Here is a 25,595-nt window from a genome sequence, read left to right as displayed (position 1 = left end):
TAGGGGGCCGGCGCGAGCGCTGTCAACGGACCGCCCTAGGCTCGATTTCCAGCTGGGCGGAGACCGAAAGATGGGGGCATCGGCGCTGGACGAGGGCCCCCGGTGTGAGCAATTGGGCACGGTTTTCCGCGTTCATGAGAATTCCATAAATAACTTCAGGGAAGTGGGCTACGTGTGATGCAGAGGGTTTGCGTGCAGCTTTGGCCCACCTCAGAGGCGGGCTTGGCCGGGTGGCCTGGAAGGCCGACCGGCGAGGTTCGGAGCGGCGCGAGTGCTTGTCGCCCTGGCGCCCCTGACGTCAGCCCTTGCCGGACGGTTTGCGGCCGGCTTGGCTGGCGGCGAATTCGCGGGCGCGAGCCTGCAAGGTTTCGAGCGGGCTGGCCGGCGTCGGTTTCTTGTTCGGCGTCGCTTGGCCTTGGGCGGCCGTTGCCGGGTCCGAAGGCAGGACGGCGGCGGCGACGTGTTCGGCGCGATGCAGCCAGTCTTGGGCGGCCGAGAGGGTTTGGCCGATCCCCGTGTCCGGGAGCTTCAGCTCGGCATCGACGGCGTGGCCGATGCGCGCGAGCTTCTCGAGCGCGTTCTCGGCCCGGGCGAAGGCGGTGCCGGTCGGACCGGCGGGGACGACTCCGGAATCCTGATACCCGTTGACGAGCCACTCAAGAGCCCCGGTCTTCAGGTCGAGGAGCAGCCCGTGCACTGGTACCTTGGCGCCGATCAGCGGGCTGGCGCGCGCGATCTCTACGCTGCGCTGCACGTTCTGCCGCTCGGAGCCGAAGAGGCCGAAATACTCGACGAGGTTTTCGGGGAGGCGCTGCCGATCCACGCCGAGCGTGCCAAATCGCTCGAGCAGCTGGAGCATGGTGTTCTTTCCGGAGAGTCCATCACTGTGGCCGATGACCACGATCTCGCGGGCGCCCTTGAGCGCGCTGGCGAGGCCCAACGAGCGCATCGTGCTGCTGAGCGGTCCGGTGATGACGCCGCCGGCGTTGCGCAACCAGATGAACTGGTCGTCCGGCACGCCGAGCGCGTCGGGCAGCAGCGAGTTGAGACGCGCGTCGAAACAGGTAAGGGCGGCCACCGGCAGCGCGTCGGCAAAGGTGCCGGCGGGGATGAACGCGCTGCGGTCGCCTGCGACGCGGCGCCGGTTCACTTCGAGGATCGCTTCAAACAGGCGCATGGCGGATGGGCGGGCGACTGGCCGCGGAGGAATGACTCAGTCGCGCTTGGGCGTGACGTCGACGCCGAGTTTCAGCGGCGGCACCTCGGGCACACGCACGTCGCCGGCGGGCGCCGCGGCCGGGGTCTTGGCCATGGCGTTGCGGAGAACGGGCACTTGTTCGAGGAGCTTGTCGAACTTCACGCCGGTGAGGCTTTCGAGGACGGGCGGGAGCTGGGCGACAATCTGGGTGATGTCGCCGGTGAGCTTGCTGGCACCACCGCCGACGCCGTTGCCCGAGTTGATGATCACCATCTTCTCGGTCTTCGCGAGCGGCTCGCTGATCTTGCCGGCGACCTCCGGGAGGACGCGGACGATCATCTCGATCACGGCGGCCTGGTTGTACTCCTTGAAGGATTCGGCCTTCTGGCGCATCGCCTCGGCCTGCGCCTTGCCCTGGGCCTCGATGATGTCGGCCTCGGCGAGACCGCGTGCCTTGTTGGCCTCGGCTTCGGCGAGACCGGTGGCGCGGGCAACTTCGGCGTTGGCGAAACCGGTGGCCTTGGCGGCTGCGGCGGCGCCGGCGGCTTCGGTTTCCAACTGGAATTTGTGGGCGTTGGCGAGGGTCTCGACCTTGTAGCGCTCGGCGTCAGCCGGCTTCTGTACGTTCGCCTCGAGCTCGCGCTGGCGGCGGAGAATTTCCTGCTGCTGCAGCTCGATCTGCTTCTGCTTCTCGATGATCTGCACCTGCACCTCTTCGGCCTTCACGAGCTGGCCGGTCTTGAACTTCTGCAGGTCGTACGCGAGGTCGGCCTCGGCCTTCTTCTGGTTCACCGCGGCCTGGTACTGGGCGACGTTGGTCTGATAGTCGCGCTGCGCCTCGGCGATGCGGGTGTCGGCAACAAACTTCGCCTCCTGGCCGGCCTGCGTGGCCTGGGCGGACTTGATCATCGCGTCGCGGTCCGCCTCGGCCTGGGCGATCTGGGCGTCGCGCTTGACTTGCGCGATGCGGGGTTTGCCGAGGGCGTCCAGGTAACCCTGCGAGTCGCGGATGTCACGAATCGTGAAACTGACGATGCCGAGGCCCATGTTGGCCATGTCGCCAGCGGCGACTTCCTGGACCTTCGAGGCGAAGGCGTCGCGGTTCTGGTAAATCTCCTCGACGGTCATCGTGCCGAGGATGGCGCGGAGGTGGCCCTCAAGCGTCTGCGTGGCGATGTTGCGGATCTCGTCGTTTGACTTGCCGAGGAACTGTTCGGAGGCGGTCGCGATGGAGATGTCGTCGCCTTTGACCTTGATCTGCGCGACGCCGTCGACCTTCACCGGCACGCCCTTGCTCGTGTACACCTCGGGGGTCTGCACATCGATCGTGAGGAGCTCGAGCGAGAGCAGGTCGACCTTTTCAAAGACCGGCCAGACGAACACGCCGCCGCCCTTGACGATGCGGAAGCCAACGCTGCGCTTGGTGCCGTCGGGGTCGACGACCAGCCGCTTGCGGCCGGAGATGACGAGCACCTGGTTCGGCCCGACCTTCGTGTAGCGGCTGGCGAAGATCGCCAGGAAGACGAAGATGACGACGACCGTGATGCTCGCGATGGCGAGCGCCTTGAAGAGCGGGAAGTCGGTGTTGACGACGGCGGCCAAAACCGGGGCGGACAGGGGCAGCGTGACGTTCATGGGGAAAGAGACTCAGGCGATGGGTTCGACGAAAAACTGGGTGCCGACGACGCGCGTGATCCGCACGGTCTGGCCCATGGCGAGGGCAACGCCTTTTTCGGCGCGGGCCGGCGCGGTGTAGCGGGTGCTCGCCTGCACGTAGGCAATCTCGCCGACGCCATTCTCGGGGATCGGCGACATGAGCGACGCCGGCAGGCCGACGACGGAGGCGATGTGCGATTCGCTCGAGCTCTGGGTGCGGCGGAAGATCGCGTTAAACAGCGCCAATACGCCGAGCGCGACGAGCAGCGCGCCCACGATCGAGAGCGGAGCGCTCAGCCACACATCCGAGGTCGCGGGAATGTCGGTGAAAAGAATGCCGAACCCGCCGAACGCGGTGATGAAGCTGGCGAGCACGACCGGGCTGAAGAAGGAGATGCCGGGGATGCCGGCATCGTCGAACCCGGCCTCGGCGTGTCCGCCCGTCCCGATGTCCTGGCCACCGGCGACATCGTGGCCGCCGCCGAAAACATGACCCGCCACCGCGCTGATGAGCGTGAAGAGCAGGCCGACAACGAGACACACGGCATAGAAGAGTGTCGTCATGGTGGTAGCTGGAAGCGGCGGGATCGAACCAGCAGCCCCCCGGGGCAGCAAGCGAATCCCAGTTACTAAAATCGGGGAGATTTCCCCCGCTGGCAGTTGGGCGTCGGCCGGGCAGCCATTGGGCGAAGCCTGGTTGGCGGCTAACCCTGCTTCAGCTGCTCTTTCCAGCTCTTGATCTTGGCCTGCGCGCCGAAGTGCTCGGCCTTGGCCTTGTCGCCGCGCTCCATCCAGATCCGTGAGAGGGTCGTGTTGATGAACACGTCGTCGGGCTGGAGGGCGTGGGCGTGTTCGGCGGCGCGGAGGGCCTCATCCAGCTGGCGGACGGAAAAGCTCACCTCAGCGAGGGCGTGCCACGCTTCGAAGGAGGACGGCGCGGCCGTCGTCGCCTGCGCCAGCTTGCGCAGGGCCTCGCTGGTGTCGCCGACGGCGTAGTCGGCGGTGGCGTCTTCAATCAGCGTCTGGAGTTCGTCGGGCATCATGGCGGTGGGCGGCACACAGATGGGGCAAACCCGCGGAATGTCCAAATGACTCAGAGAATGAGCATCGCGTCACCGTAGCTGAAGAACCGGTATTCGCGGGCGATCGCCTCGGCGTAGAGCTCACGGAGCCAGGCGATGCCATCGGTGTTCCCGGGCGCGAGAAACGAGGCGACCAGGCACATCAGTGTGGAGCGCGGCTGGTGAAAATTGGTGATGAGCGCGTCGACGCCGCGAAACGCGCGCGGCGGGTAGATGAAGAGGCCCGCCTCCGCCACGACGTCGCGCTCGAGTGGTGCGGCGTTGCGGGCGAGGAAGTCCTCGATCGTGCGCACGCTCGTGGTGCCCACCGCGACGCGGCGGCCGGAGCGCGGCGGGAAGAGCGCGTGCTGGGTGGCAACGGGGACCTCGTACAACTCGCGGTGAATCTGGTGCTCCTCGACGGTGTCGGTGCTGATGGGTTTGAATGTGCCGAGCCCGACGTGGAGCGTCATCTCAGCGGTGCCGACGCCCTGCGCCGCGAGCGTTGCGAGCAACTCGGGGGTGAAGTGCAGGCCGGCCGTGGGGGCCGCGACCGCCACTTGGCGCGCGGTGTTGGCGTACACGGTCTGGTAACGCTCAAGGTCGGTCGCGCGCTGCTGCGGCGCGATCGCGTCAGGGCGGCTGATGTACGGCGGGAGCGGGACGTCGCCGACGCGATTGGCAACGGCGGTGATCGGTTCGTTGCCGGGCGTGGTGAACCGCACGATCGCGGCGCCGTCCGCCTCGCGGGCCACGATCCGCCCCGTGAACGCGCCGTCGGGATGAGCGAAGGTGGCATCGACGGGGAGACGCCGGCCCGGTTTCACGAGACAGCGCCAGGTGCGATCGTCGTCGGTCGGGCGCAACAGAAAGCACTCCACGGCGCCGCCGGTGGGACGCCGCGCATGCAAGCGCGCCGGCAGGACGGCGGCGTTGTTGCGGAAGAGCGTGTCACCGGCGCGGAGAAACTGCGGCAGGTCGGCAAAATGATGGTGGGCGAACGTGTGCGCCGCGCGGTCGACGACCAGCAGACGCGACGCATCGCGCTTCGCCGCCGGCGTCTGGGCAATCAGGTGCGGCGGGAGGACGTAGTCGAAAAGGTCGGTCGCGAGCGGCGGCATCGCCCGGGAACTGAAACGGCGGCGGTGCGGCTGGCGAGAAGGAAGCGGGATCACCCCGAGGGGGCAGCGCCGGCAGGATTCTTACTCTTCCTCTTACTCGTTCTCTTTCTCTCGATCGGTCGCCCGCTGCGTCGAGATGGGAGCTGTGGCGGAGGCGACACGGCGATCGACGGGACGGACGGGATGGTCCACGGGACGCGGGTGAAGGCAGATGCCGGACGGACGGGACGGATCGTTTCTGAGAGAACGAGAACGAGAAAGAGAACGAGAACGATTTGGGCGGGCGCTGAAGCTGCCCGCGACCTCAATCCCTCAATCCCTCAATCCCTCAATCCCTCAATCCCTCAATCCCTCGCGAGAAAGAGAAAGAGGAAGAGAAAGATACTTGGAGGAACTCAGGCTACCAGCTTCTGGAGGGTGCGGCGGATGAGGACGCGGGCGATCTGCAGCTTGTAGCTGTTGTCGTCGGTCGTGCGGGCGTCCTGCAGCAGCAGGTCCGCCGCGCGATTCGCGGTCGTCTCGGTCACGGGCTGGCCTTCCAGCGCGGCGTTGGCGGCCTCGACCTGCCACGGGGTGGGGGCGATGGCACCGAGAGCGACGCGCACCTGCGAGAGCCGGCCGGCGTCGACGCGAGCGGCGGCGGCGCAACTGACAAGCGCCCAGTCGAAGTCGCTCTTTTCGGCGAGTTGCAGATACGCGCTGCGCCGCGCGCCGGGCGTGATTTCGACGCGCAGGATGAGATCGGCCTCGCCGAGCGAGTTGTGCGCGCCGACGGTACGCCAGGCGTCGGCGTACAACTCGGCGATGGTGAGCGTGATGGTCTTTTCGCCGCGCTGGATGACGACGCGCGCGTCGAGCGCGGCAAGGGCGATGGCGAGGTTGGAGACGCACGGGCTGAGGCACATGTTGCCCGTGAAGAGGGAGTGGTACTTGGTCTGGCCGGTGCGGGCGAGGCACGTGCGGCCGCCCTTCTTGCGGCAGACGACGTCGCGGTGCCGGTAGTACCAGCAGCGGGAGTGCTGCGCGAGGTTGCCGCCGAGCGTGGCGACATTGCGGATCTGCGGCGAGCCAACGTCGGCGGCGGCCTCGGCCACGCCGGGCAGGTCGCGGCGGATCGCGGGATCGGAAGCCAAGGTGGTGAGCGTGACGTTCGCGCCGAGGGTCCACGTGGTGCCGGGGCGGACGTCGGTCCCGCCGGGCAGCGACTTCACGTTCACGAGTGTCGCCGGAGAGCTGATACCCTCCTTCATCTCGCCGAGCAGGTCCATGCCACCGGCAAGGAAGCGGCCGCCGCGGACGGCGGCGACGGCGGATGCGGCGGAGCGGGCGGTGACGTACGCGAAGGGTTTCATGCGTGACTCTCCTTGGCGGCAGGTTGGGCGGGGGCCGGTGCGGCGGCGCCTTGCGCGATGGTGGCGAACACCTGGTCCAGCTTGCGGCGGCGCTCGCCGTCGGGAGCCGGGACCTTGCCGAGGGCGGCAAGCACCCGGGCGGGCGTGATCGGGAGTTCGAAGACGCGCACGCCAATCGCGTTGGCGACGGCGTTGGCGATGGCGGCGGCGGTCGGGATCGTGCACGGCTCGCCGACGCCGATGATGCCGCGCTCCGGCATGTCGAGGAGCTCGATCTGGATCTCCGGGATGTCGGCCGCGCCGGGCAGCTTGTAGGTCTCGAAGTTCGGGTTGAGGACGACGCCCGTGCGCGGATCCATGATCCGCTGTTCATAGAGCGCGTAGCCGATGCCCATGATGACGCCGCCGTTGATCTGGCTCTCGCAGGTGAGGCGGTTGACGACGGTGCCGCAGTCCTGGACGGCAAGCATCTTGCGCAGCTTCACGAAGCCGGTCTCGGTGTCGACCTCGACCTCGGCGAACTGGACGCCGCAGGCACCGGTGTTGGAGAGACCGTCGCGGAACTTGCCGCGGACCTGGAGCGGGGCGCGCGTGATCTTGGCGCACGCGGCGGCCCAGTTGGGGCCGCGCGGATCCGGGAGTCCGCTGAGCTGCTTCAGCTCGGTGAGGGCGTTCTCGCAGGCGTCGTAGATGGCGGGGCCGATGGAGGCGGTGGTAAGGCTGCCGCCGCTGAGGCCGGACCAAGGCAGGCGGCTGTCGCCGACACGGACGGAGATGAGTTGCGGATCAATCTGGAGCTGCTCGGCGGCAACGACCTGGGCGACGGTGCGGGAGCCGGTGCCGAGGTCCTGGGTGCCGACGCGGACCTCGACCGTGCCATCGCGGTGAATTTCGATCTCGGCCTGCGACGGGTACCAGCGGCTCATCCAGGCGGCGCCGGCGCAGCCCATGCCGACCTTGACGGGTCCGGGAGTGGCGCCGGGCGCATGATATTTCTGTTTCCAGCCGAACTTCTCGGCGCCGATCCGGTACTCGCGTTGGCGAATCTCGCTCGGGTCGTTGAGGAGGCGGATCTCGACGGGGTCCAGGCCGAGCTTGGCGGCGAGGTCATCGAGCGCGGCCTCGATGCCGGCGGAGGCGACGGGGTGACCGGGGGCCCGCATCGGGCAGGACTGGCCGGCGTTGACGGCGACACTACCCTGGCGGACGCGCTGGTCGGTCGGCCGGTAGATATAAGGAGCGGGAAACGCGGCTTCGCCGCTGCCACCCTCGTTGCCGGCGCCGGTGCGGAAACCAGGAGTGCCGAACGACTCGAGTTGGAAGCCCGTGAGCTTTCCGTCGGCCGTCGCGCTCATCTTGATATGCTGGAACGAGGACGGCCGGTTGCCGACGGCGAACGCCTGCTCGAAGCGCGTGAGAATCAGGCGAACGGGCGCACGCGCGGCGCGGGCGAGGCGCGCGCAAAGCGGACTCTCCGGGTGCGGCGAGAGCTTCGCGCCGAAGCCGCCACCCATGTGCTCGCAGATCACGCGCACCTGATTCTGCTGCAGCTTGAGCATCTGCGCGAGGGTGTCGCGCGTGCCGAAGACGGCCTGCGTGGACGTCCAGATCTGCACGTCATCGCCGTCCCACTGGGCCACCGTGCCGTGCGGCTCGAGCGGGTGATGGATCTGAATGGGGGTGGTGTAGATGCCGTCGATGACCGCCGCGGCGGAGGCGAACGCGGCGTCGGCGTTGCCCTTTTCGCGGGGTTTGCCGCACGTGAGGTTGGCGGCCTTGCCGCGGACGGGCGGGGCGTCGGGGAGGGCGGCGTCGATCTCATCGACCACGACCGGTTTCGTTTCGGCGTCGACGCGGATGAGCGCGAGGGCGTCCTGGACGGCTTGCGCGGAGGTGCCGGCGAGGGCGGCGAGTTCGGCCCCATGGAAGCAGACGTCGAACTCGCCCTCGGCGGCGAGGACGCCGGCCTTGATTCCGGGCGCGGCGAGTGCGGCGGAGAGGTCGATGGCGCGGATGTGCGCGGCGGGCCACTTGGAGCGCAGGATGGCGCCGTAGAGCATCCCCGGGAGGTTGACGTCGGTGGTGAAGCGCGCGCGCCCGGTGACCTTGGCGGGACCTTCGAGGCGGGGGCGGGACTTGCCGAGATACTTGGATTCAGTCGGCCACGGCATGGCGGGGAGGGGTTAGGCGTTGGCGCGGCTGGCGGCGAGGGCGCGGCTGGCGGCGAGGGCGGCCGCGAAGATGCGCGGATAGGAACCGCAGCGGCAAAGGTGGCCGGAGCAGGCCTTGCGGACTTCGGCTTCGGTCGGGTGGGGGGTGCGCTTGAGGAGCGCGGTGAGGCTCATGACGAACCCCGGCGTGCAGTAACCGCATTGGAGACCGTCCTCCTTGATGATCGCCTGCTGGATGGCGGTGAGACCGTCGCGGGAGATGCCCTCGACCGTGGTGATCTCGCGGCCCTGGACCTCGATGGCGAGCATCATGCAGGCGTAAACCGGCACGCCATCGAGGAGGACGGTGCATGCGCCGCAGGTGGCGCGCTCGCACACCTCCTTGGGGCCGGTCTGGCCGGCGTGAAGCCGGAGCGCCTCGAGGAGCGTGACCCGCGGCTCAAGCTGGAGCGTGCGGCGTTCGCCATTGATGAGGAGCGTGACCGGGACGGCGCCGGGGCCGCGGGGCTGCTCGGCGTTGAGTTGGGCGATCTCCGCGGCCACCGAATGCGCGCCCATCGTGGCGGCGGTGACGGCCGTGGTGCCGAGGCCACGCAGGAAAGCGCGCCGCGAGAAAGGAGCGTTGAGGAGTGAATTCCCGGACGGGGAATCCTCCGGAGGAGGGGGTACGCGTGACATCGCGAGCGGAGTGCTCGCCGAGCGTGAGCCTCAGGGTTCGGCCGGTAAAGGGCCTTTCCTGCGCAAGTATTGACCAGTGAGCTGCAACAAATGCGGCGGGTGCAAGGTGCTGCGGCGGCGGTGGAAAACGCCGGCAAAATGAGTGACCCCGGAGCCGTGGCGTGGCCGCGAGTTTGAGCGGCGCGGCGCGGAGGAAATTGGGCTTGCGCTTGGCGGAGCGGCGGTTTTGTTCCGCACTTCACTCGCGTGCCAACATAGCTCAGTCGGTAGAGCAACGCTTTCGTAAAGCGTGGGTCGTCGGTTCAAATCCGTCTGTTGGCTCCATTTTCCGCTGGGGCGAAAGACGAAGGCTCGTCACCCGGCTTGCGGCTCAATTGTCGGCCACGCGGTTGTCGGGGAGTTTGCCCTGAAGCTTGTGGGCCAGCCGGAGCTGCTCGATCTCCGTCCGCAGGCGCGCGCCGAAGAGGCGAAGCCGGTCGTGGACATCCAGTGTTTCCAGCAGCCGCTGCTTCAGCGCCTGGTCGCTGCACAGGTTGAAGGCCGCGATGTCGACGAAGGCCTCCGGGTCCTGGATGGAGCGGATGAACTTCACCAGTTGGCGTGAGTCGGCCTCCGACAGCCGGCATTTCACGCTGAGCAGTCGGGCCACTTCGCCGCGCAGGCCCTCGTTGGCCTCCGGCGAGGCCCCCGGGTCGCTCGATTGGGCCTCGATGCGGATGCGCCGGTACGGCGTGTCCGATACGATCTCGAGAATCCGCACGCGACAAAGTCCCTGCAAAAGGAGGTTGGAGGTGCCGTCGTCGTTCTTTTGGCAGGCCCGCACAATGCCGAGGCTGGCAATCTGGTAAGGCGGTTCGAAGGCCCCCGGTTGCCCGACCTTCGTGGGATCGAGCCCGGCCACCGCGAACAACCGATGCGATGCCAGGACGTCCCGGAGCATGGCCCGATACCGGGGCTCAAAGATGTGCAGTGGCATCAGCGCCTGCGGGAAAAACGCCGTGTCGGGCAGCGTCATCACCGGCACCTCTTCAGGGATCAGTATCTCCATTTCGGTCATCGCGAGGGGCGGACGGTAGCGCTCGCTGTGCCAATATCAAATGCGACAACGGGCGAACACCGTGGCACACTTGGCACAAAAAGTGAGACACAGTGGCTTGAAGTACGCCACCTCGCAAACAGGCGAAATTGGATGGGTAAATTCGTAAGCGATTAAATATCAACGCATCTAGCGGCGATGTCTCACCTGAGGCACATGCATTGCTCAGGTTGGCCGCATGAGCCGTATTCTAGGTATCGATCTTGGAACCACGAACTCCTGCATGTCCGTCATGGAAGGCGGAGAGCCCGTGGTTATCCCCAATGCGGAGGGGGCTCGCACCACGCCGTCCGTCGTTGCTTTCACCAAGAACGGCGAGCGTCTGGTCGGCCAGGCGGCCAAGCGCCAGGCGGTGACCAACCCGCGCAACACCATTTTCTCCGCGAAACGTTTCATCGGTCGCAAGTTTGCCGAAGTCCGCGAAGAGGCGAAGAACATGCCCTTCAAGGTCGTCGAAGGCAAAAACGGCGACGCCTACATCGAGGCCCTCGTCGGCGACAAGACCGAGCAGTTTGCTCCCCAGCAGATCTCCGCCTTCGTGCTCGCGAAGATGAAGGCCGACGCCGAGGCCTACCTCGGCGAGAAGATCACCCAGGCGGTCATCACCGTTCCGGCGTACTTCAATGACTCCCAGCGCCAGGCCACCAAGGACGCCGGCAAGATCGCCGGCCTCGAGGTTCTGCGCATCATCAACGAGCCGACCGCCGCGTCGCTCGCCTACGGCCTCGACAAGAAGAAGGACGAGAAGATCGCCGTCTTCGACTTGGGTGGTGGCACCTTCGACATCTCCGTCCTCGAGATCGGCGACGGCGTGTTCGAGGTGAAGGCGACCAATGGCGACACCCATCTCGGTGGCGACAACTGGGACGAGGCGCTGATCAGCTGGCTCGTCGACGAGTTCAAGAAGGAGAACGGCATTGATCTCCGGAAGGACCCGATGGCCCTCCAGCGCCTGAAGGAAGAGGCTGAGAAGGCCAAGATCGCCCTTTCGTCCGCCCAGACCGTGGACATCAATCTGCCGTTCATCACGGCCGACGCGTCCGGTCCGAAGCACCTCAACGTGCAGCTGACCCGCGCCAAGATGGAGCAGATCTGCGACTCGCTGTTCCAGCGCTGCATCCCGCCGTTCAAGAACTGCGTGAAGGACGCGGAGCTGACGACCGCCCAAATCGACGAGCTCGTGCTCGTGGGCGGCATGACCCGCATGCCGAAGGTCGTCGAGATCGCGCGCCAGCTTGGCGGCAAGCAGCCGCACCAGGGCGTCAATCCTGACGAAGTGGTCGCCGTCGGCGCCGCGATTCAGGGTGGCGTGCTCAAGGGCGAGGTGCGCGACGTCCTTCTCCTCGACGTGACTCCGCTGACCCTCGGCATTGAGACCGCGGGCCAGGTCGCCACGCCGATGATCCCGCGCAACACGACCATTCCGACGAAGAAGACCCAGGTCTTCTCCACCTACAGCGACAACCAGCCGTCCGTCGAAATCGTGGTGCTCCAAGGCGAGCGCCCGATGTCGCGGGACAACAAGATCCTCGGCACCTTCCGCCTCGACGGCATCCCGCCGGCGCCGCGCGGCATGCCGCAGATCGAGGTCACGTTCGACATCGACGCCAACGGCATCCTGCACGTCTCCGCGAAGGACCTCGGCACCGGCAAGGACCAGAAGATCACCATCCAGGGCTCGTCCGGCCTTTCCAAGGACGAGGTCGAGAAGATGACCAAGGAGGCCGAGCTGCACGCCGAGGAGGACCGCAAGCGCAAGGAGTCCGTCGAGACCAAGAACCAGCTCGATTCGACGGTCTACCAGCTTGAGAAGACCCTCAAGGATTCCGGCGACAAGCTCCCGGCCAACATCAAGTCGAAGGCCGAGGACGCGCTGAAGGACGCCAAGAAGGATCTCGAAAGCAACGACGTCGCGCGCATGAAGGCGGCGATGGAGAAGCTCAGCGCCGTCGGCGGTGAACTCTACCAGGAGGCGCAGAAGGCCCAGCAGGCTGCCGGCGCTGCCTCCGGTGCGGGTGCCGCCGCGAGCGGCGAGGCCCCGAAGCCCGAGGCCTCCGGCAAGAAGACCGAGAAGAAGGCCGACGTCGTCGACGCCGACTTCGAGGTCGTTGACGAGGACAAGAAAAAATAGGTCAACCCATCACTCTAGCGTACCCGCAGCGCCCCGGCGCCGCGGGTGCGTTTTTCGTACGACCCAGAAAAATCCAACCTTCAACCCTAAACTCAACCAATATGGCGAACGTCAAAATCAAGCCCATCGGTGACCGTGTTCTCGTTGAACACATCGAGGAAAAAGAGCAGGTCCGCGGAGGTATCATCATCCCGGATTCGGCTAAGGAAAAGCCCCAGGAGGCGAAGGTGATCGCTCTCGGGACCGGCAAGAAGTCGGAAGACGGCAAGGTCACCCCGTTCGAGGTCAAGGTCGGCGACCGCGTCCTCATCAGCAAGTACGGCGGCACCGAGGTGAAGCTCGACGACAAGAAGTACACGCTCGTCCGTGAGGACGACATCCTCGGCGTCATCGGCTGAGCCTTCCGGGTTTCTCAAACTCTCCAACCAACAATTCTCACTTAGACACAATGGCTGCTAAACAACTCCTGTTCGACGAGGCCGCTCGTCAGAAAGTCCTCAAGGGCGTCGAGCTTCTCTCCCGCGCCGTCAAGGTTACTCTCGGGCCCAAGGGCCGCAACGTCGTCATCGACAAGAAATTTGGCTCTCCGACCGTCACCAAGGACGGCGTGACCGTGGCCAAGGAAGTCGAGCTGCCCGATCCCTACGAGAACATGGGCGCGCAGATGGTGAAGGAAGTCGCCTCCAAGACGAGCGACGCGGCCGGCGACGGCACCACCACCGCGACCGTCCTCGCCGAGGGCATCTACCGCGAAGGTCTGAAGAACGTCACCGCCGGCTCCAATCCGGTGTACCTGAAGCGCGGTATCGACAAGGCCGTCGAGGCCGCGATCGCCGAGCTCGCCCGCACCTCCAAGAAGGTCAACGACCGCGAGGAAATCCGCCAGGTCGCCACCGTTTCCGCCAATTGGGACGAGACGATCGGTGACATCATCGCCGACGCCATGGATAAGGTCGGCAAGGACGGCACCATCACCGTCGAAGAGGCCAAGTCCATCGAGACCACTCTCGACGTCGTCGAGGGCATGCAGTTCGACAAGGGCTACCTCTCGCCGTACTTCGCCACCAACGCGGAGGCCATGGAGGCCGTCCTCGAAGACGCGTATGTGCTAATCAACGAGAAGAAGATCTCGAGCCTGCAGGACCTCCTTCCGCTGCTCCAGATCGTCGCCAAGAGCGGCAAGCCCCTCCTCGTCATCGCCGAGGAAGTCGAGGGCGAAGCCCTCGCCGCGCTCGTCGTGAACAAGATCCGTGGCACGCTGAACGTCTGCGCCGTCAAGGCGCCTGGCTTCGGTGACCGTCGCAAGGCCATGCTCGAGGACATCGCGATCCTCACCGGCGGCCGCTGCATCACCGAGGACCTCGGCATCAAGCTCGAGAACGTCACGATCAGCGACCTCGGTCGCGCCAAGCGCATCACGGTTGACAAGGAAAACACCACGATCGTCGAAGGCGCCGGCAAGGGCTCCGACATCCAGGGCCGCGTGAAGCAGATCCGTCGTCAGATCGACGAGACCACCTCCGATTACGATCGCGAGAAGCTGCAGGAGCGTCTGGCCAAGCTCGCCGGTGGCGTTGCCGTCATCAACGTTGGCGCCGCGACCGAGACCGAGATGAAGGAGAAGAAGGCCCGCGTCGAAGACGCCCTCCACGCCACCCGTGCGGCGGTTGAGGAAGGCATCGTCGCCGGCGGCGGCGTCGCTCTCCTTCGCACCGCGAAGGCCATCGAGGCTCTCCAGCTCGAGGGTGACGAAAAGATCGGCGCGAACATCGTTCGCCGTGCGATCGAGCATCCGCTGAAGCAGCTCTGCGCCAACGCGGGCGTCGATGGCGGTGTCGTCGTCAAGGACGTCCTGGCCGGCAAGGCCAACTTCGGCTACAACGTCGCGACCGACAAGTACGAGGACCTCGTCAAGGCCGGCGTGGTTGACCCGACCAAGGTCACCCGCACCGCGCTGCAGAACGCGGCCTCCGTCGCCGGTCTGCTCCTCACGACCGAGTGCATGATCACCGAGATCCCGGAGAAGAAGGAAGCGCACGCTCCGGCGGGCGCCCCGGGTATGGGTGGCATGGACTACTAAGATTCCGTCTGCGAGGGCGGATCGATCCGCTCTCCCGATGTTTGGGAAACGCGCCACGCGAGTGGCGCGTTTCTTTTGTTTAGGGATGGCAACGCCGCCCGCGGACCCGCGCCGACCGGCGGCCCGGCCGGAATTGGCTTCCGACCGCCCGCGTTTCGGAGTCTGCTCGGCCCATGCGCATCGGAATGCTCGTCACGCTCATCGCGTCCTGTGTCTGCCTCCTCGGCGCCTCCGCGCCGCCGAAGCAGAAGGAGTTCTACGATCCCGACGTCCAGAAACTCATTGCCGTGAATGTGTTCGTCTTCGGTTCGGTGGGGCCTGCGGGCGAGTTGTCCCCCGGCGAACAAGCCTTCGCCGCGATCCTGAAAAAGTCGGAGTCGATCCGCTTCGTGCTCGCCGCCTTCGATCACGGCACGCCGGAGGCGAAGTGCTACGCGCTCGTCGCGCTTCGCGAGATGAGCGATGCCCTCTACGACACCAGCGAGCTCGCGGTCCGCAAGAACCCTCCGGCCAGCATCTACGTTCGGCAGGGAGGGGAGGATAAGCCGCTGCACCCATCCAAGGTCCTCGCTGCCATCGATGGCGGCCAATACCGCAAGTACTACCAGGCCCACGCGGAGGATCGCTGATCGCGCCGCCGCCGCGTCCGTGCGTCGCCGATCGTGCGGCGGCACCGGGCTGCCGAGTTACCCGGACGGTTCGATGGTTTCACGGTTGGCAGCCGCCCCGCCGCCACGCATATCCAACAGATCTCCAGCATGAACCTTGTCGAACAAGTCCGGGCTGCGGGCGTGGTGGGGGCTGGCGGCGGCGGCTTCCCGACGCACGTCAAACTCGCCGCGCAGGCCGACACCGTCATCGCCAACGGCGCTGAGTGCGAGCCGTTGCTCCACAAGGACGCGGCCGTGATGGAGCGCGAGGCTGAGTTGGTCGTGCGCGGCCTGGAACTCGCGATGCACGCCGTGCAGGCGAAGTCCGGCATCATCGGCATCAAGGCCAAGAACAAGCATGCCGTCGCCACGATGCAGGCCGCCTGTGCCGGCAAGCCGCTTCGCGTCCACCTGCTCGCCGACGTCTATCCCGCCGGCGACGAGTACGATCTCGTCTTCGAGACGACCGGCCGCCTCATCCCGCCCGGCGGCATCCCGCTCAAGGTCGGCGTCGTGGTCTGCAACGTCGAGACGTTCGCCAACATCGCCCGCGCGGCCAGCGGCCAGGCCGTCACCCACAAGACGCTCACCGTGGGCGGTGCCGTCCGCACGCCCGTCACACTTACCGTTCCGCTTGGCACTCGCCTCCTGGACTGCGTCGCCGCCGCTGGCGGCGCCACCGTGCCCGATCCTGTCCTCTGCCTCGGCGGCATGATGATGGGCGAGACGACGGCTGATTTTTCCCGGCCGGTCACCAAGACCACCGGCGGCATCATCGTGCTCCCGCGCGACCACCCCGTCGTGCAGCGCAAGTTGAAGCCCGCCGCGGTACAGCACGCCATCGGCAAGTCCGCCTGCGACCAATGCCGCTACTGCACTGAGTTCTGTCCGCGCTTCCTTCTTGGCTACGCGGTGCAGCCGCACCAGGTCATGCGCTCGCTCGCGTTCACCGCCACCGGCGAAGCCCACTGGAACGAGTGGGCCGCCCTCTGCTGCGCGTGCGGGCTCTGCACCCTCTACTCGTGTCCCGAGCAGCTGTTCCCCAAGGAAGCCTGCGACCGCGCCAAGGGCGAGTTGCGCAAGGCCAATGTGCGCTGGTCCGGCCCGACCGAAGTCCGCCCGCACGGCATGCGCGACGGCCGCAAGGTCCCAATCCGCTCGCTCGTGCAAAAGCTTTCCATCGGCGCCTACGAGCATCCCGCGCCGTGGGAGCCCCGCACGGTGACGCCGCGTGAACTCGTGCTGCTGCTGAAGCAGAGCGCCGGGGCTCCCAGCCGCGCCATCGTGCGCGTGGGCGAGCGCGTGGTCGCCGGACAACCGCTCAGCGCAATTCCTGATCAGGCGCTGGCCGCCATCATTCACGCCCCGGTCGCTGCGACCGTCGCCGAGGTGACCGACCAGGCCGTCGTGCTGCACTGCACCGGAGGAACAAATTAATGAACGAGAAATCCGTGGGTCTGATCGAGCTTTCGAGCGTCGCCGCCGGCTACCTGGTGGCCGACACCGTGCTGAAGGCCGGTGACGTGAAGCTCTACCTCTCGCGCTCCGTCTGCGCCGGGAAATACATGATCCTCGTCGCCGGCTCGGCCTCCGCCGTCGAGAGCGCGGTTGCCGCCGGTGTCGACGCTGCCAATGGCTGCCTCATCGATTCCTTCGTCGTCGCTCAGATCCATCCCGACGTGCTCACCGCGCTCGGCCGCACCGGCGTGACTCCGCCCGAGGGCGCGCTCGGCATTCTCGAGTCGTTCAATATCGGGTTCCTGCTGCGCGCCGCCGACGCCGTCGCGAAATCGTCCAGCGTCCAACTGCTCGAAATCCGGCTCGCGATGGCCCTCGGCGGGAAAGCGTTCTTCACCCTCACCGGTGATGTGTCGTCGGTGCAGGCTGCGGTCGCCGCCGGCCGAAAGGTCATCGGCGACGCCGGCATGCTCGTGAACGCCGTCGTCATCCCGCGTCCGCACCCCGACGTTTACCGCGAGATCGTTTGATAGCCTGTCGGACTTTGCCGACAGGCTACTGGACAATCTCGTCGGCCGTCGCACGATCCTGCGTTCATGGAGGTTATCTTTCTCGGCACCGGCACTTCGCAGGGCGTGCCCATGATCGCCTGCGATTGCGCGGTGTGCTCGTCGGCCGATTCGCGCAATAAGCGCACGCGCAGCTCCATTCACGTGGTGATGGACGGGCTGCACGTGCAGGTCGACGCCTCGCCCGAGTTCCGCCTCCAGTGCGTGCGGGAGAACATCCGCCAACTCGATTTCTTCATCCTCACCCACGGGCATGCCGATCACATCGCGGGCATGGATGACCTGCGCCGGTTCTGCGACCTCCTCGGCGGCGAAGCGCTCACCGTTTACTCCACCGACGAGGGCATGGGCCGGGTGTTGTCGATCTACCCGTACGCGATGTCGGAGCGCCCGATCTCGAAAGGCTACGCCGCCTTCAAACTTGTCGAGATGCCAACACTCCTCGAACTGCCGCAGGGCACGATCCGCTCGACGCTGCTGCCGCATGGCGGCGTGAACACGCTCGGATTGATCTTCACGGAGCGGAGCACCGGCGCGAAGTTCGTTTACTACACCGACTGCAAGCGAGTGCCGCGCGAAGCGGTGGAACTCGCGCGCGGCGCCGCCGGCGTCGTCCTCGATGGTCTCCGTCCGCTCCCGCACGATTCCCATATGAGCATCGACGAGGCCGTCGCCGTGGCGCGGGAGATCGGCGCGCCGCGTTCGTGGCTGACCCACCTCACGCACCTCAACGATCACGCGGAGCTGGCCGCGGCGCTCCCACCCGGCATTGCCCCGGCCTACGACGGGCTGCGGATTTCGTTTCCTTAGGCGACTCTCGCGCAGCTTGCCGCTGCTGTTGCGGCGATCGCTGCATCCACGATCTGGACACCCGGGCGGATGCTGCCGCACCCCGGCGATTGTCCCCGAAGTGGGCGTCCAGCCAGGCGCTCCCAAGGCCGGATTCGGGGCCTTGTCGGCCGCCGGGACGATGCGGTTTTGGTGAGTTCGCCAGTCTGCGTCATACGAGTAAATCCCTACAGATCAGGGCTTGCCTTAATTCCTACCAAGCCAATCTACATTCGCGAACTTGGAATGAAACTGTCTAAACGAGGCGAGTACGCGCTCCGCTCCCTGATCAACCTCGGAATTGCCGCTGAAGTAGGGCGGCCGCTGCTGCGCGTTTCCCAGTTGGCGGCCAGCGAGCAGCTGCCGATCAAGTTCCTCGAACAGATCCTCCAGCTGCTGAAGGAAGCCGGCTTCGTCCAGAGCGCCCGCGGCAAGTTTGGCGGCTATCGTCTCGCCAAGACCGCCCGTGATATCCGCATCGGCGATGTCATCCGCGTCATCGACGGCCCTCTCGCTCCCATCGGCTGCGTCAGCCAGACCGCCTACCAGAAGTGCTCCTGCCCCGATGAGGCGCACTGCGGGCTGCGGATGGTCATGCTCGACGTGTACAACGCGATCACCGGGATCCTCGACCGCTACACGCTGGCCGACGTCGTCGAAATCACGCTCCGCAAACTCCGCCGCGACGGGCTGGCGCTGCCGTTCGGTGAACCTGGCGCCGACACGGCCGGGAAACCGCATCCAGGCGCCCGGTTCGACGAGTCTGCCGGCGTCCTTCACCAGATTCTCGGCGACTACTCCATCTAGGCTCCTCTTGCTCCACTCCGGTCCGCTTCTGGCCCGGTCCCGCATCCACTTTTTCTCCGGCAGTCGCGTCCGCTGTCCGTTTTCCCACCAACAGACCAAAGCACTGATCCCGATGAAGCACGTGTTCTCTCTGCGCAGCCTCCTGGCTGCCTTGCTGGCGATTTCATCGCTGGCCTACGCCCAGCCCGTTGACCGGGCCGAGGTCGATGCCCTTCGCGCGCAAGTCCAGCGTCTCGAACAGCAGATCCAGCTTCTTACCCGCCAACTCGAGGCCCAAGCTCAGGCGCAGGCCCGGACGGCGCCCGCTCCCGCGCCTGCGGCTGTCGCGGCGGCTGTGGCGCCGGCGCCGAAGGCGGGTGCGACAACCTCCGCAGCCGCTGCTCCCTCCGCCGCGCCGAAGATCGCGATCACCGACAAAGGCGTGACCTTCACCTCCGCCGACGGCGCGAACGCCATCAAGCTCCGCGGCCTGGTGCAGTTCGACTCCCGACTCTTCCTCGACGACGCGCCTGGCGTGGTGAACAGCACCTTCGTGCTGCGCCGCGCCCGCGTGATCACCGAGGGCACGTTCGCCAAGAATTACGGCTACCAGTTCGTCACCGAATTCGGCGGCAGTAGCGTCAGCATCCTCGACGCCAACATCAGCGTCGCGCTCACGCCCGCCGCGCAGCTCAAGTTCGGCAAGTTCAAGGAGCCGCTCGGCCTCGAGCTCCTGCAGTCCGACTCGTGGACGTTCTTCAACGAGCGCTCGATGGCCACCAACCTCGTGCCCAACCGCGATCTCGGCGTGCAGCTCTCGGGCGACGTGATCGGCGGCAAACTCAACTATATGGTCGGCCTGTTCGGTGGGCTCGCCGACAACGCGAGCACCACCAACACCGACTACGACGAGGAGAAGGACCTCATTGGCCGCGTCTTCGCTTCGCCATTCAAGGACCAGGCTGACTCGCCGCTCAAGGGGCTTGGCTTCGGCGTCGCCGCCAGCGTCGGCCGGCAGAAGACCGCGTCCGGCCGCACCTCCGCCTACCGCACCGACGGCCAGCAGACGTTCTTCAGCTACCTCGCGCCGGTCGTCGCCGATGGCCAGACGTGGCGCGTCGCGCCGCAGTTCGATTACCGCCGCGGCGCATTCGGCGCCAACGGCGAGTATGTCCTCTCCGTCGTGAATCTCCGCTCCGCCGCCGGCGCGCCCAAGGCCGAGCTGCGCAACAAGGCCTGGCAGCTTTCCGCCGGCTACGTGCTCACCGGCGAGGACTCCTCACCGAACGGCGTCGCGCCGAAGAGCAACTTCGACTGGGCCGCCGGCACGTGGGGCGCCTTCGAGGTCACTGGCCGCTATGCGAACCTCACCATCGACGATGCCGCCTTCCCGGCGTTTGCCGCGCCCGGCGCCAGCGCGCAGGAAGCGGATGCCTTCGCCGTCGGCCTCAGCTGGTACCTCAGCAAGGTTGTCCGCTTTACCTTCGACTACTACCAGACCAACTTCGGCTTCCACGCCCTCGCTCCCGCCGTTCCCACCACGGCGATCCTGCGCCAGGACGAAAAGGCGTTCATCACCCGGTTCCAGATCTCGTTCTGACCGTAACCCACACCCAGCATGTTCAAGCAACTGCTCTTCATCGCGACGCTTGGTGCGGCGATGGTCTCCACCGCCGCCGCCAAGAAGATCGAGCTCACCAACGTCTCGTACGATCCCACGCGGGAGTTCTACCGCGACTTCAACGAGGCCTTCGCCCGCCACTGGAAGGCGCAGACCGGCGACGAGGTCGTCGTCAAACAGTCCCACGGCGGCTCCGGCAAACAGGCGCGCGCCATTATCGATGGCCAGCCGGCCGACGTCGCCACCCTCGCGCTTGCCGGCGATATCGACGCCCTGGCCGAGCGGGCGAAGGCGATTCCCGCCGACTGGCAGCAGCGGCTCCCCCACAACTCCGCGCCGTACACGAGCACCATCGTTTTCCTCGTCCGGAAGGGAAACCCCAAGGGCATCAAGGACTGGGACGACCTCGTGCGCCCGGGCGTGAGCGTGGTGACGCCCAATCCGCAGACCTCCGGCGGCGCGCGTTGGAACTACCTCGCGGCCTGGGGGTATGCGCGACGCAAATACGGCGGTGACGCCCAGGCCCGCGATTTCATCACCCGGCTGTTCAAGAACGTGCCGGTCCTCGATAGCGGCGCCCGCGGCTCCACGATGACTTTCGTGCAGCGGCAGATCGGCGACGTCGCGATCTCGTGGGAGAACGAGGCGTTCCTCGCGCTCAATCAGTTCGGCCGCGACCAGTTCGAGATCGTCGTCCCGTCCATCAGCATCCTGGCCGAACCGAGCGTCTGCTGGGTCGACCGCGACGTGAAGAAGCGGGGCACCGCCGAGGTCGCGAAGGCTTACCTCGAGTACCTCTACTCCGACGAGGGGCAGGAGATCGCGGCGCGTCACTTTTATCGTCCGCGCAACCCGGCCATCGCCGCGAAGCATGCCGGCACCTTCCCCAAGGTGGAGTTCCTGACGATCGACGGGGACTTCGGCGGCTGGGCCAAGGCGCAGAAGGAGCACTTCGGCAATGGCGGCGTGTTCGAACAGATCTATGGCAAGTAATCGCCAACCCGCTGCTCTTCCGCGGCGGCTGACCAACTTCGCCCAGCGCAACCGTGCGCAGGACGTCGCCCGCACCTGAACCATGCCCTTCTCTCGTTCCCGCCGTCACGTCCTGCCCGGCTTCGGCCTGTCGCTCGGCTTCACGGTCACGTACCTCAGCGTGATCGTGCTGCTGCCGTTGACGGCCGCGTTCGTGAAGGCGGCGGGAATGAGCTGGGCCGACTTCCTTCAGGCAGTCGCGGCGCCGCGCGTGCTGGCCGCTTACCGCTTGAGTTTCGGCGCCTCCTTTGCTGCCGCCGCGGTCAATACTGTGTTCGGCACGATCGTGGCGTGGGTCCTCGTGCGGTATTCGTTTCCCGGCAAACGCTTCGTCGACGCTCTCGTCGATCTGCCGTTCGCGCTGCCCACCGCCGTCGCGGGCATCGCGCTCACCGCGATCTACGCTCGCAACGGGTGGCTCGGCCAGTGGCTCGAACCGCACGGGCTGCGGGTGGCGTTCACCCAGCTGGGCGTGTTTGTCGCCCTCACGTTCATCAGCCTGCCGTTCGTGATCCGCACCCTCCAGCCGGTTGTCGGTGAACTGGAGCTCGAGATTGAGGAGGCGTCCGCGACGCTCGGCGCGAACCGTTGGCAGACGATCACGCGCGTGATCCTGCCGGAACTCGTTCCCGCCATGCTCACGGGCTTCGCCTTGGCCTTCGCCCGCGCGCTCGGCGAGTACGGCTCGATCGTCTTCATCTCGGGCAACATGCCGATGAAGACCGAGATCGTGCCACTCCTCATCATCACCAAACTCGAGCAGTACGATTATCACGGCGCGACTGCCATCGCCGTGGTGATGCTGATCGCGTCGTTCTGCCTGCTGCTCGTCATCAACCTGCTTCAGAAGTGGAGCCGGCGATCCCATGGCGTCTGAGTGCCGCCACTTCCTGTCGCGCTGAGCGTCTCCATCTTCTTCCGCCATGGCTTCCGCCGTCAGTTCCCTCGCTCATACCTCCGCCGCGCACGGCGCGCCGCGGGCCACGCATGATCCCGCATGGATGCGCTGGTTGCTCACGTTCACCGCGCTGGGGTTCCTGGGCTGCTTCCTGATTCTGCCGCTCGCGGCCGTCTTCGGCGAGGCCCTGCGCCAGGGCGTGCGGGCGTATCTCGCGGCGATCACCGAGCCCGACGCGATGTCGGCGATCAAACTCACGTTGCTCACCGCGGCCATTTCGGTGCCGGCCAACGTGGTGTTCGGCATCTCCGCGGCGTGGGCGATCTCGAAGTTCAAGTTTCGTGGCAAGAGCCTCCTCATCACCCTCATCGACCTGCCGTTCGCCGTCTCCCCCGTCATCTCCGGCCTGATCTACGTGCTGCTCTTCGGCCTCAACGGCTGGTTCGGCCACTGGCTGGATGCGCACAACCTCAAGATCATCTTCGCCGTGCCGGGCATCGTGCTGGCCACGACGTTCGTCACGTTCCCGTTCGTCGCCCGCGAACTGATCCCGCTGATGCAGTCGCAGGGCTCCGATGAGGAGTACGCCGCCATCACGCTCGGCGCGAACGCCTGGCAGATGTTCTGGCGCGTCACATTGCCCAACATCAAGTGGGGCCTCCTCTACGGCATCATCCTCTGCAACGCCCGCGCGATGGGCGAATTCGGCGCGGTGTCCGTCGTCAGCGGCCACATTCGCGGCGAAACCAACACCATGCCACTCCACGTCGAGATCCTCTACAACGAGTACAACTTCGTCGCGGCCTTCGCCGTCGCCTCGTTGCTCGCCCTCCTTGCCATTGCGACGCTCGTCCTGAAGGCCGTGATCGAGTGGAAACACGCCCGCACCCGCGGCTGAGGACCGTGCCTCCTCGTCCCACCATGAGCTTCAACCTTGAGAATCTCCCGGCCCTCGCGCTCCGCTCCCTGCGGACGGGTGGTTCCCGTTCCTTTACGTCATGAGCATCCAGGCGACGCGCATTCGAAAGACGTTCGGCCAGACGGTCGTGCTGGACGACGTCGACCTTAACGTCCCTCGCGGGAAACTGGTCGCCTTGCTGGGGCCCTCCGGCTCCGGCAAGACCACGCTGCTGCGCATCATCGCGGGCCTGGAACACGCCGACCCTGGCAGCGGGAAAATCCTGTTCCACGGGGAGGACGTCACCGACGTGCCCGCCGGCCGGCGCAAGGTGGGCTTCGTTTTCCAGCACTACGCATTGTTCCGACACATGACCGTGTTCGAGAACATCGCCTTCGGTCTCAATGTGCGGCGCCGCCGCGACCGGCCTTCGCAGGTCGAGATCGCTGAGCGCGTGCACCGGTTGCTCAAGCTGGTGCAGCTCGAGGGCATGAACGAACGCTATCCGACGCAGCTCTCGGGCGGGCAGCGCCAGCGCATCGCCCTGGCCCGTGCGCTTGCGGTCGAGCCGCGCGTGCTCCTGCTCGACGAGCCGTTCGGCGCGCTCGACGCCAAGGTGCGCAAGGACCTCCGCCGCTGGCTGCGCCAGTTCCACGACGAGGTGCACCTCACCACGGTGTTCGTCACCCACGACCAGGAGGAGGCGCTCGAGATCGCCGACGAGGTCGTGATCATGAACCAGGCGCGGGTGGAGCAGGTGGGCACGCCGCAGGAGGTCTATGACCGGCCGGCCTCACCGTTCGTCTATCGCTTCCTCGGCAACGTGAACGTGCTGCGCGCGGAGGTGCTCGCCGACAGCGGGCTGCCGCTCGGTCGCGCTGTCTCGCTCGAGGACGACGGCCAGTTGTTCGTCCGACCGCACGACATCCAGATCCTGCCGCACGCGGCCGGTGTCGTCGGCATCGCCGCGGTGGTCCGCTACGTCCACGCCGCCGGTCCGCAGGCGCGGGTATCGCTCGAGCAGGTGAGGACGCGCGAACCGGTCGAAGCCGAGATCTCCCGCGTCGAGCTCGAGTCCCTGCACCTGAAGGTCGGCGACCTCGTGGCGCTGCGGCTGCGCAGCGGTCATTCCTTCGGCGAGGACTACGCGATCTGAGCCTCCGCCGCGGACCAACTTTTCGCGGGCGCGGTTCGCGCCCGCGTCCCGATCCCGTTCATTTCCTTTTCACCCGATCCGACTCCCATCATGGCCAAAATCCACAACGACATCACCGAGACCATCGGCAATACCCCGCTCGTTCGCCTCAACCGCACCGCGGCCGCCCACAACGCCCAGGCGGAGATCCTCCTCAAGCTCGAGTTCTTCAACCCGCTCTCGAGCGTGAAGGACCGTATCGGGCTCGCGATGATCGAGGACGCGCTGAAGAGCGGTCGCATCAACCAAAACAGCGTCCTGATCGAGCCGACCTCGGGCAACACCGGCATCGCGCTCGCCTTCGTCGCCGCCGCCAAGGGGCTGAAGCTCATCCTCACGATGCCCGAGACCATGACCATCGAGCGCCGCAAGATTCTGAAGATCCTCGGCGCGCGCCTCGTCCTCACCGAGGGCGCCAAGGGCATGAAGGGCGCCATCGCCAAGGCCGAGGAACTCGCCGCCCGCATCCCCAACAGCGTCATTCTCCAGCAGTTCTCCAATCCCGCCAATCCCGCCGTCCACCGCGCTACCACCGCCGAGGAGATCTGGCGCGATACTGATGGCAAGGTGGACATCGTAGTCTCTGGCATCGGCACTGGTGGCACGATCACCGGCGTCGGCGAGGTGCTGAAGTCCCGCAAGCCTTCCGTTCGCATCGTCGCCGTCGAGCCCGACGCCTCGCCCGTGCTCTCCGGCGGCCAGCCCGGCCCGCACAAGCTCCAGGGCCTCGGCGCCGGCTTCGTGCCCGCCGTCCTCAACACCAAGGTCTACGATGAGGTCATCCGGGTGAAGGAGTCCGACTCCGGCCCGGTCAGCAAGCAGGTCAACCAGCTCGATGGCATCCCGGTGGGCATCTCCTCCGGCGCCGCCGTCTGGGCCGCCCTGCAACTCGCCAAGCGGCCGGAGAACAAGGGCAAGCAGATCGTCGCGGTCATTCCGTCGAGCAGCGAACGCTACCTTTCGTCCTGGCTGTTCGCCGACGTTGGGGTGGAGAGCGACTCGGTCGACGACCTGCTCGCGCCCGCCAAGGCCTGAGCGGGCCGGCACTTGCCCCGCGGATGTTCTCCGCCGGATGGTTTGCCGGGCACGGCCGGGAACCATCCGCGGCGCCGCGGG

General features: G+C 66.5%; 23 protein-coding genes and 1 tRNA gene. 15 read left to right on the top strand and 9 right to left on the bottom strand.

Going from position 1 to position 25,595, the window contains the following annotated elements; genetic code table 11:
• Positions 1-298 precede the first annotated feature (298 nt).
• The 8 genes from DB354_RS07015 to DB354_RS06980 all read right to left on the bottom strand — a co-directional run bounded on the left by DB354_RS07015 (position 299) and on the right by DB354_RS06980 (position 9,237).
• Positions 299-1,177 (bottom strand): hypothetical protein, encoded by an 879-nt coding sequence (locus DB354_RS07015; RefSeq protein ID WP_107834743.1) that lies wholly within the window; start codon positions 1,175-1,177, stop codon positions 299-301.
• Positions 1,178-1,213: 36 nt separating this feature from the next.
• On the bottom strand, positions 1,214-2,833 hold the full coding sequence (locus tag DB354_RS07010) for an SPFH domain-containing protein (RefSeq protein ID WP_107834742.1): 1,620 nt from the start codon (positions 2,831-2,833) through the stop codon (positions 1,214-1,216).
• 12 nt (positions 2,834-2,845) lie between these two features.
• Positions 2,846-3,418 (bottom strand): hypothetical protein, encoded by a 573-nt coding sequence (locus DB354_RS07005; RefSeq protein ID WP_107834741.1) that lies wholly within the window; start codon positions 3,416-3,418, stop codon positions 2,846-2,848.
• A gap of 140 nt (positions 3,419-3,558) precedes the next feature.
• On the bottom strand, positions 3,559-3,897 hold the full coding sequence (locus DB354_RS07000; RefSeq protein WP_107834740.1) for a hypothetical protein: 339 nt from the start codon (positions 3,895-3,897) through the stop codon (positions 3,559-3,561).
• A gap of 50 nt (positions 3,898-3,947) precedes the next feature.
• On the bottom strand, positions 3,948-5,036 hold the full coding sequence (gene queA, locus DB354_RS06995) for a tRNA preQ1(34) S-adenosylmethionine ribosyltransferase-isomerase QueA (RefSeq protein ID WP_107834739.1): 1,089 nt from the start codon (positions 5,034-5,036) through the stop codon (positions 3,948-3,950).
• A 395-nt stretch (positions 5,037-5,431) separates the two neighbouring features.
• Entirely contained in the window at positions 5,432-6,388 is a 957-nt protein-coding gene (locus DB354_RS06990) for an FAD binding domain-containing protein (RefSeq protein WP_107834738.1), read from the bottom strand.
• A complete protein-coding gene (locus tag DB354_RS06985; RefSeq protein ID WP_107834737.1) occupies positions 6,385-8,559 on the bottom strand; it encodes a xanthine dehydrogenase family protein molybdopterin-binding subunit in 2,175 nt (724 codons plus the stop codon). Before DB354_RS06985 ends, DB354_RS06990 begins: the two co-directional genes overlap by 4 nt.
• Before the next feature lie 12 nt (positions 8,560-8,571).
• Positions 8,572-9,237, bottom strand: coding sequence for a (2Fe-2S)-binding protein (locus DB354_RS06980; protein ID WP_107834736.1), 666 nt, complete (start codon positions 9,235-9,237; stop codon positions 8,572-8,574).
• Between the two features lie 248 nt (positions 9,238-9,485).
• Here DB354_RS06980 and DB354_RS06975 point away from each other — a divergent pair.
• Positions 9,486-9,561: transfer RNA gene (locus DB354_RS06975), tRNA-Thr, on the top strand.
• Positions 9,562-9,607: 46 nt separating this feature from the next.
• Here DB354_RS06975 and DB354_RS06970 read toward each other — a convergent pair.
• Positions 9,608-10,285, bottom strand: coding sequence for an LON peptidase substrate-binding domain-containing protein (locus DB354_RS06970; RefSeq protein ID WP_158277403.1), 678 nt, complete (start codon positions 10,283-10,285; stop codon positions 9,608-9,610).
• Positions 10,286-10,511: 226 nt separating this feature from the next.
• On the opposite strand from DB354_RS06970, the gene dnaK reads away from it, so the two are divergent.
• The 14 genes from dnaK to cysK all read left to right on the top strand — a co-directional run bounded on the left by dnaK (position 10,512) and on the right by cysK (position 25,514).
• On the top strand, positions 10,512-12,464 hold the full coding sequence (gene dnaK / locus DB354_RS06965) for a molecular chaperone DnaK (protein ID WP_107834734.1): 1,953 nt from the start codon (positions 10,512-10,514) through the stop codon (positions 12,462-12,464).
• A gap of 101 nt (positions 12,465-12,565) precedes the next feature.
• Entirely contained in the window at positions 12,566-12,862 is a 297-nt protein-coding gene (groES, locus tag DB354_RS06960; protein ID WP_107834733.1) for a co-chaperone GroES, read from the top strand.
• Positions 12,863-12,912: 50 nt separating this feature from the next.
• Positions 12,913-14,544, top strand: a complete 1,632-nt coding sequence (gene groL, locus DB354_RS06955) for a chaperonin GroEL (protein ID WP_107834732.1) — start codon at positions 12,913-12,915, stop codon at positions 14,542-14,544.
• 173 nt (positions 14,545-14,717) lie between these two features.
• Entirely contained in the window at positions 14,718-15,173 is a 456-nt protein-coding gene (locus DB354_RS06950; protein WP_107834731.1) for a hypothetical protein, read from the top strand.
• A gap of 129 nt (positions 15,174-15,302) precedes the next feature.
• A complete protein-coding gene (locus DB354_RS06945; protein ID WP_107834730.1) occupies positions 15,303-16,631 on the top strand; it encodes a 4Fe-4S dicluster domain-containing protein in 1,329 nt (442 codons plus the stop codon).
• Positions 16,631-17,182 (top strand): BMC domain-containing protein, encoded by a 552-nt coding sequence (locus DB354_RS06940; protein ID WP_107834729.1) that lies wholly within the window; start codon positions 16,631-16,633, stop codon positions 17,180-17,182. The genes DB354_RS06945 and DB354_RS06940 overlap by 1 nt, the downstream gene beginning before the upstream one ends.
• A 66-nt stretch (positions 17,183-17,248) precedes the next feature.
• On the top strand, positions 17,249-18,031 hold the full coding sequence (locus DB354_RS06935) for an MBL fold metallo-hydrolase (protein WP_107834728.1): 783 nt from the start codon (positions 17,249-17,251) through the stop codon (positions 18,029-18,031).
• A 264-nt stretch (positions 18,032-18,295) separates the two neighbouring features.
• Positions 18,296-18,856: an Rrf2 family transcriptional regulator gene (locus tag DB354_RS06930; protein ID WP_107834727.1), complete on the top strand. Its 561-nt coding sequence runs from the start codon at positions 18,296-18,298 to the stop codon at positions 18,854-18,856.
• 112 nt (positions 18,857-18,968) lie between these two features.
• The gene (locus DB354_RS06925) at positions 18,969-20,435 is read left to right on the top strand and encodes a porin (protein ID WP_146180141.1); all 1,467 of its coding nucleotides are present in this window, start codon (positions 18,969-18,971) and stop codon (positions 20,433-20,435) included.
• Positions 20,436-20,453: 18 nt separating this feature from the next.
• Positions 20,454-21,449, top strand: a complete 996-nt coding sequence (locus DB354_RS06920; RefSeq protein ID WP_107834725.1) for a sulfate ABC transporter substrate-binding protein — start codon at positions 20,454-20,456, stop codon at positions 21,447-21,449.
• Between the two features lie 82 nt (positions 21,450-21,531).
• Complete coding sequence (gene cysT / locus DB354_RS06915) at positions 21,532-22,365, top strand: sulfate ABC transporter permease subunit CysT (RefSeq protein WP_107834724.1); 834 nt, start codon at positions 21,532-21,534, stop codon at positions 22,363-22,365.
• 46 nt (positions 22,366-22,411) lie between these two features.
• Positions 22,412-23,284 (top strand): sulfate ABC transporter permease subunit CysW, encoded by an 873-nt coding sequence (gene cysW, locus DB354_RS06910; RefSeq protein ID WP_107834723.1) that lies wholly within the window; start codon positions 22,412-22,414, stop codon positions 23,282-23,284.
• Between the two features lie 100 nt (positions 23,285-23,384).
• Positions 23,385-24,440: a sulfate ABC transporter ATP-binding protein gene (locus DB354_RS06905; RefSeq protein ID WP_107834722.1), complete on the top strand. Its 1,056-nt coding sequence runs from the start codon at positions 23,385-23,387 to the stop codon at positions 24,438-24,440.
• Positions 24,441-24,530: 90 nt separating this feature from the next.
• Positions 24,531-25,514 carry a cysteine synthase A gene (gene cysK / locus DB354_RS06900; RefSeq protein ID WP_107834721.1) on the top strand — a complete coding sequence of 328 codons (984 nt, stop codon included), beginning with the start codon at positions 24,531-24,533 and terminating at the stop codon, positions 25,512-25,514.
• Positions 25,515-25,595: the final 81 nt, after the last annotated feature.

It is taken from the genome of Opitutus sp. ER46, assembly GCF_003054705.1.
Lineage (GTDB): Bacteria > Verrucomicrobiota > Verrucomicrobiia > Opitutales > Opitutaceae > ER46.
The sequence above is the reverse complement of the archived record's forward strand: the minus strand, read 5'-3'. Positions and strand labels throughout refer to the sequence as shown.

Coding starts and splice junctions, on each gene's coding strand:
- DB354_RS06990 (WP_107834738.1), bottom strand. CDS start 6,388: ATGAAACCCTTCGCGTACGTCACCGCCCGCTCCGCCGCATCCGCCGTC.
- DB354_RS06930 (WP_107834727.1), top strand. CDS start 18,296: ATGAAACTGTCTAAACGAGGCGAGTACGCGCTCCGCTCCCTGATCAAC.
- cysW (WP_107834723.1), top strand. CDS start 22,412: ATGGCTTCCGCCGTCAGTTCCCTCGCTCATACCTCCGCCGCGCACGGC.
- DB354_RS06985 (WP_107834737.1), bottom strand. CDS start 8,559: ATGCCGTGGCCGACTGAATCCAAGTATCTCGGCAAGTCCCGCCCCCGC.
- DB354_RS06950 (WP_107834731.1), top strand. CDS start 14,718: ATGCGCATCGGAATGCTCGTCACGCTCATCGCGTCCTGTGTCTGCCTC.
- queA (WP_107834739.1), bottom strand. CDS start 5,036: ATGCCGCCGCTCGCGACCGACCTTTTCGACTACGTCCTCCCGCCGCAC.
- DB354_RS06940 (WP_107834729.1), top strand. CDS start 16,631: ATGAACGAGAAATCCGTGGGTCTGATCGAGCTTTCGAGCGTCGCCGCC.
- DB354_RS06905 (WP_107834722.1), top strand. CDS start 23,385: ATGAGCATCCAGGCGACGCGCATTCGAAAGACGTTCGGCCAGACGGTC.
- DB354_RS06970 (WP_158277403.1), bottom strand. CDS start 10,285: ATGGAGATACTGATCCCTGAAGAGGTGCCGGTGATGACGCTGCCCGAC.
- cysK (WP_107834721.1), top strand. CDS start 24,531: ATGGCCAAAATCCACAACGACATCACCGAGACCATCGGCAATACCCCG.
- DB354_RS07005 (WP_107834741.1), bottom strand. CDS start 3,418: ATGACGACACTCTTCTATGCCGTGTGTCTCGTTGTCGGCCTGCTCTTC.
- DB354_RS07000 (WP_107834740.1), bottom strand. CDS start 3,897: ATGATGCCCGACGAACTCCAGACGCTGATTGAAGACGCCACCGCCGAC.
- DB354_RS06920 (WP_107834725.1), top strand. CDS start 20,454: ATGTTCAAGCAACTGCTCTTCATCGCGACGCTTGGTGCGGCGATGGTC.
- dnaK (WP_107834734.1), top strand. CDS start 10,512: ATGAGCCGTATTCTAGGTATCGATCTTGGAACCACGAACTCCTGCATG.
- groL (WP_107834732.1), top strand. CDS start 12,913: ATGGCTGCTAAACAACTCCTGTTCGACGAGGCCGCTCGTCAGAAAGTC.
- DB354_RS06945 (WP_107834730.1), top strand. CDS start 15,303: ATGAACCTTGTCGAACAAGTCCGGGCTGCGGGCGTGGTGGGGGCTGGC.
- DB354_RS07015 (WP_107834743.1), bottom strand. CDS start 1,177: ATGCGCCTGTTTGAAGCGATCCTCGAAGTGAACCGGCGCCGCGTCGCA.
- cysT (WP_107834724.1), top strand. CDS start 21,532: ATGCCCTTCTCTCGTTCCCGCCGTCACGTCCTGCCCGGCTTCGGCCTG.
- DB354_RS06935 (WP_107834728.1), top strand. CDS start 17,249: ATGGAGGTTATCTTTCTCGGCACCGGCACTTCGCAGGGCGTGCCCATG.
- groES (WP_107834733.1), top strand. CDS start 12,566: ATGGCGAACGTCAAAATCAAGCCCATCGGTGACCGTGTTCTCGTTGAA.
- DB354_RS06925 (WP_146180141.1), top strand. CDS start 18,969: ATGAAGCACGTGTTCTCTCTGCGCAGCCTCCTGGCTGCCTTGCTGGCG.
- DB354_RS07010 (WP_107834742.1), bottom strand. CDS start 2,833: ATGAACGTCACGCTGCCCCTGTCCGCCCCGGTTTTGGCCGCCGTCGTC.
- DB354_RS06980 (WP_107834736.1), bottom strand. CDS start 9,237: ATGTCACGCGTACCCCCTCCTCCGGAGGATTCCCCGTCCGGGAATTCA.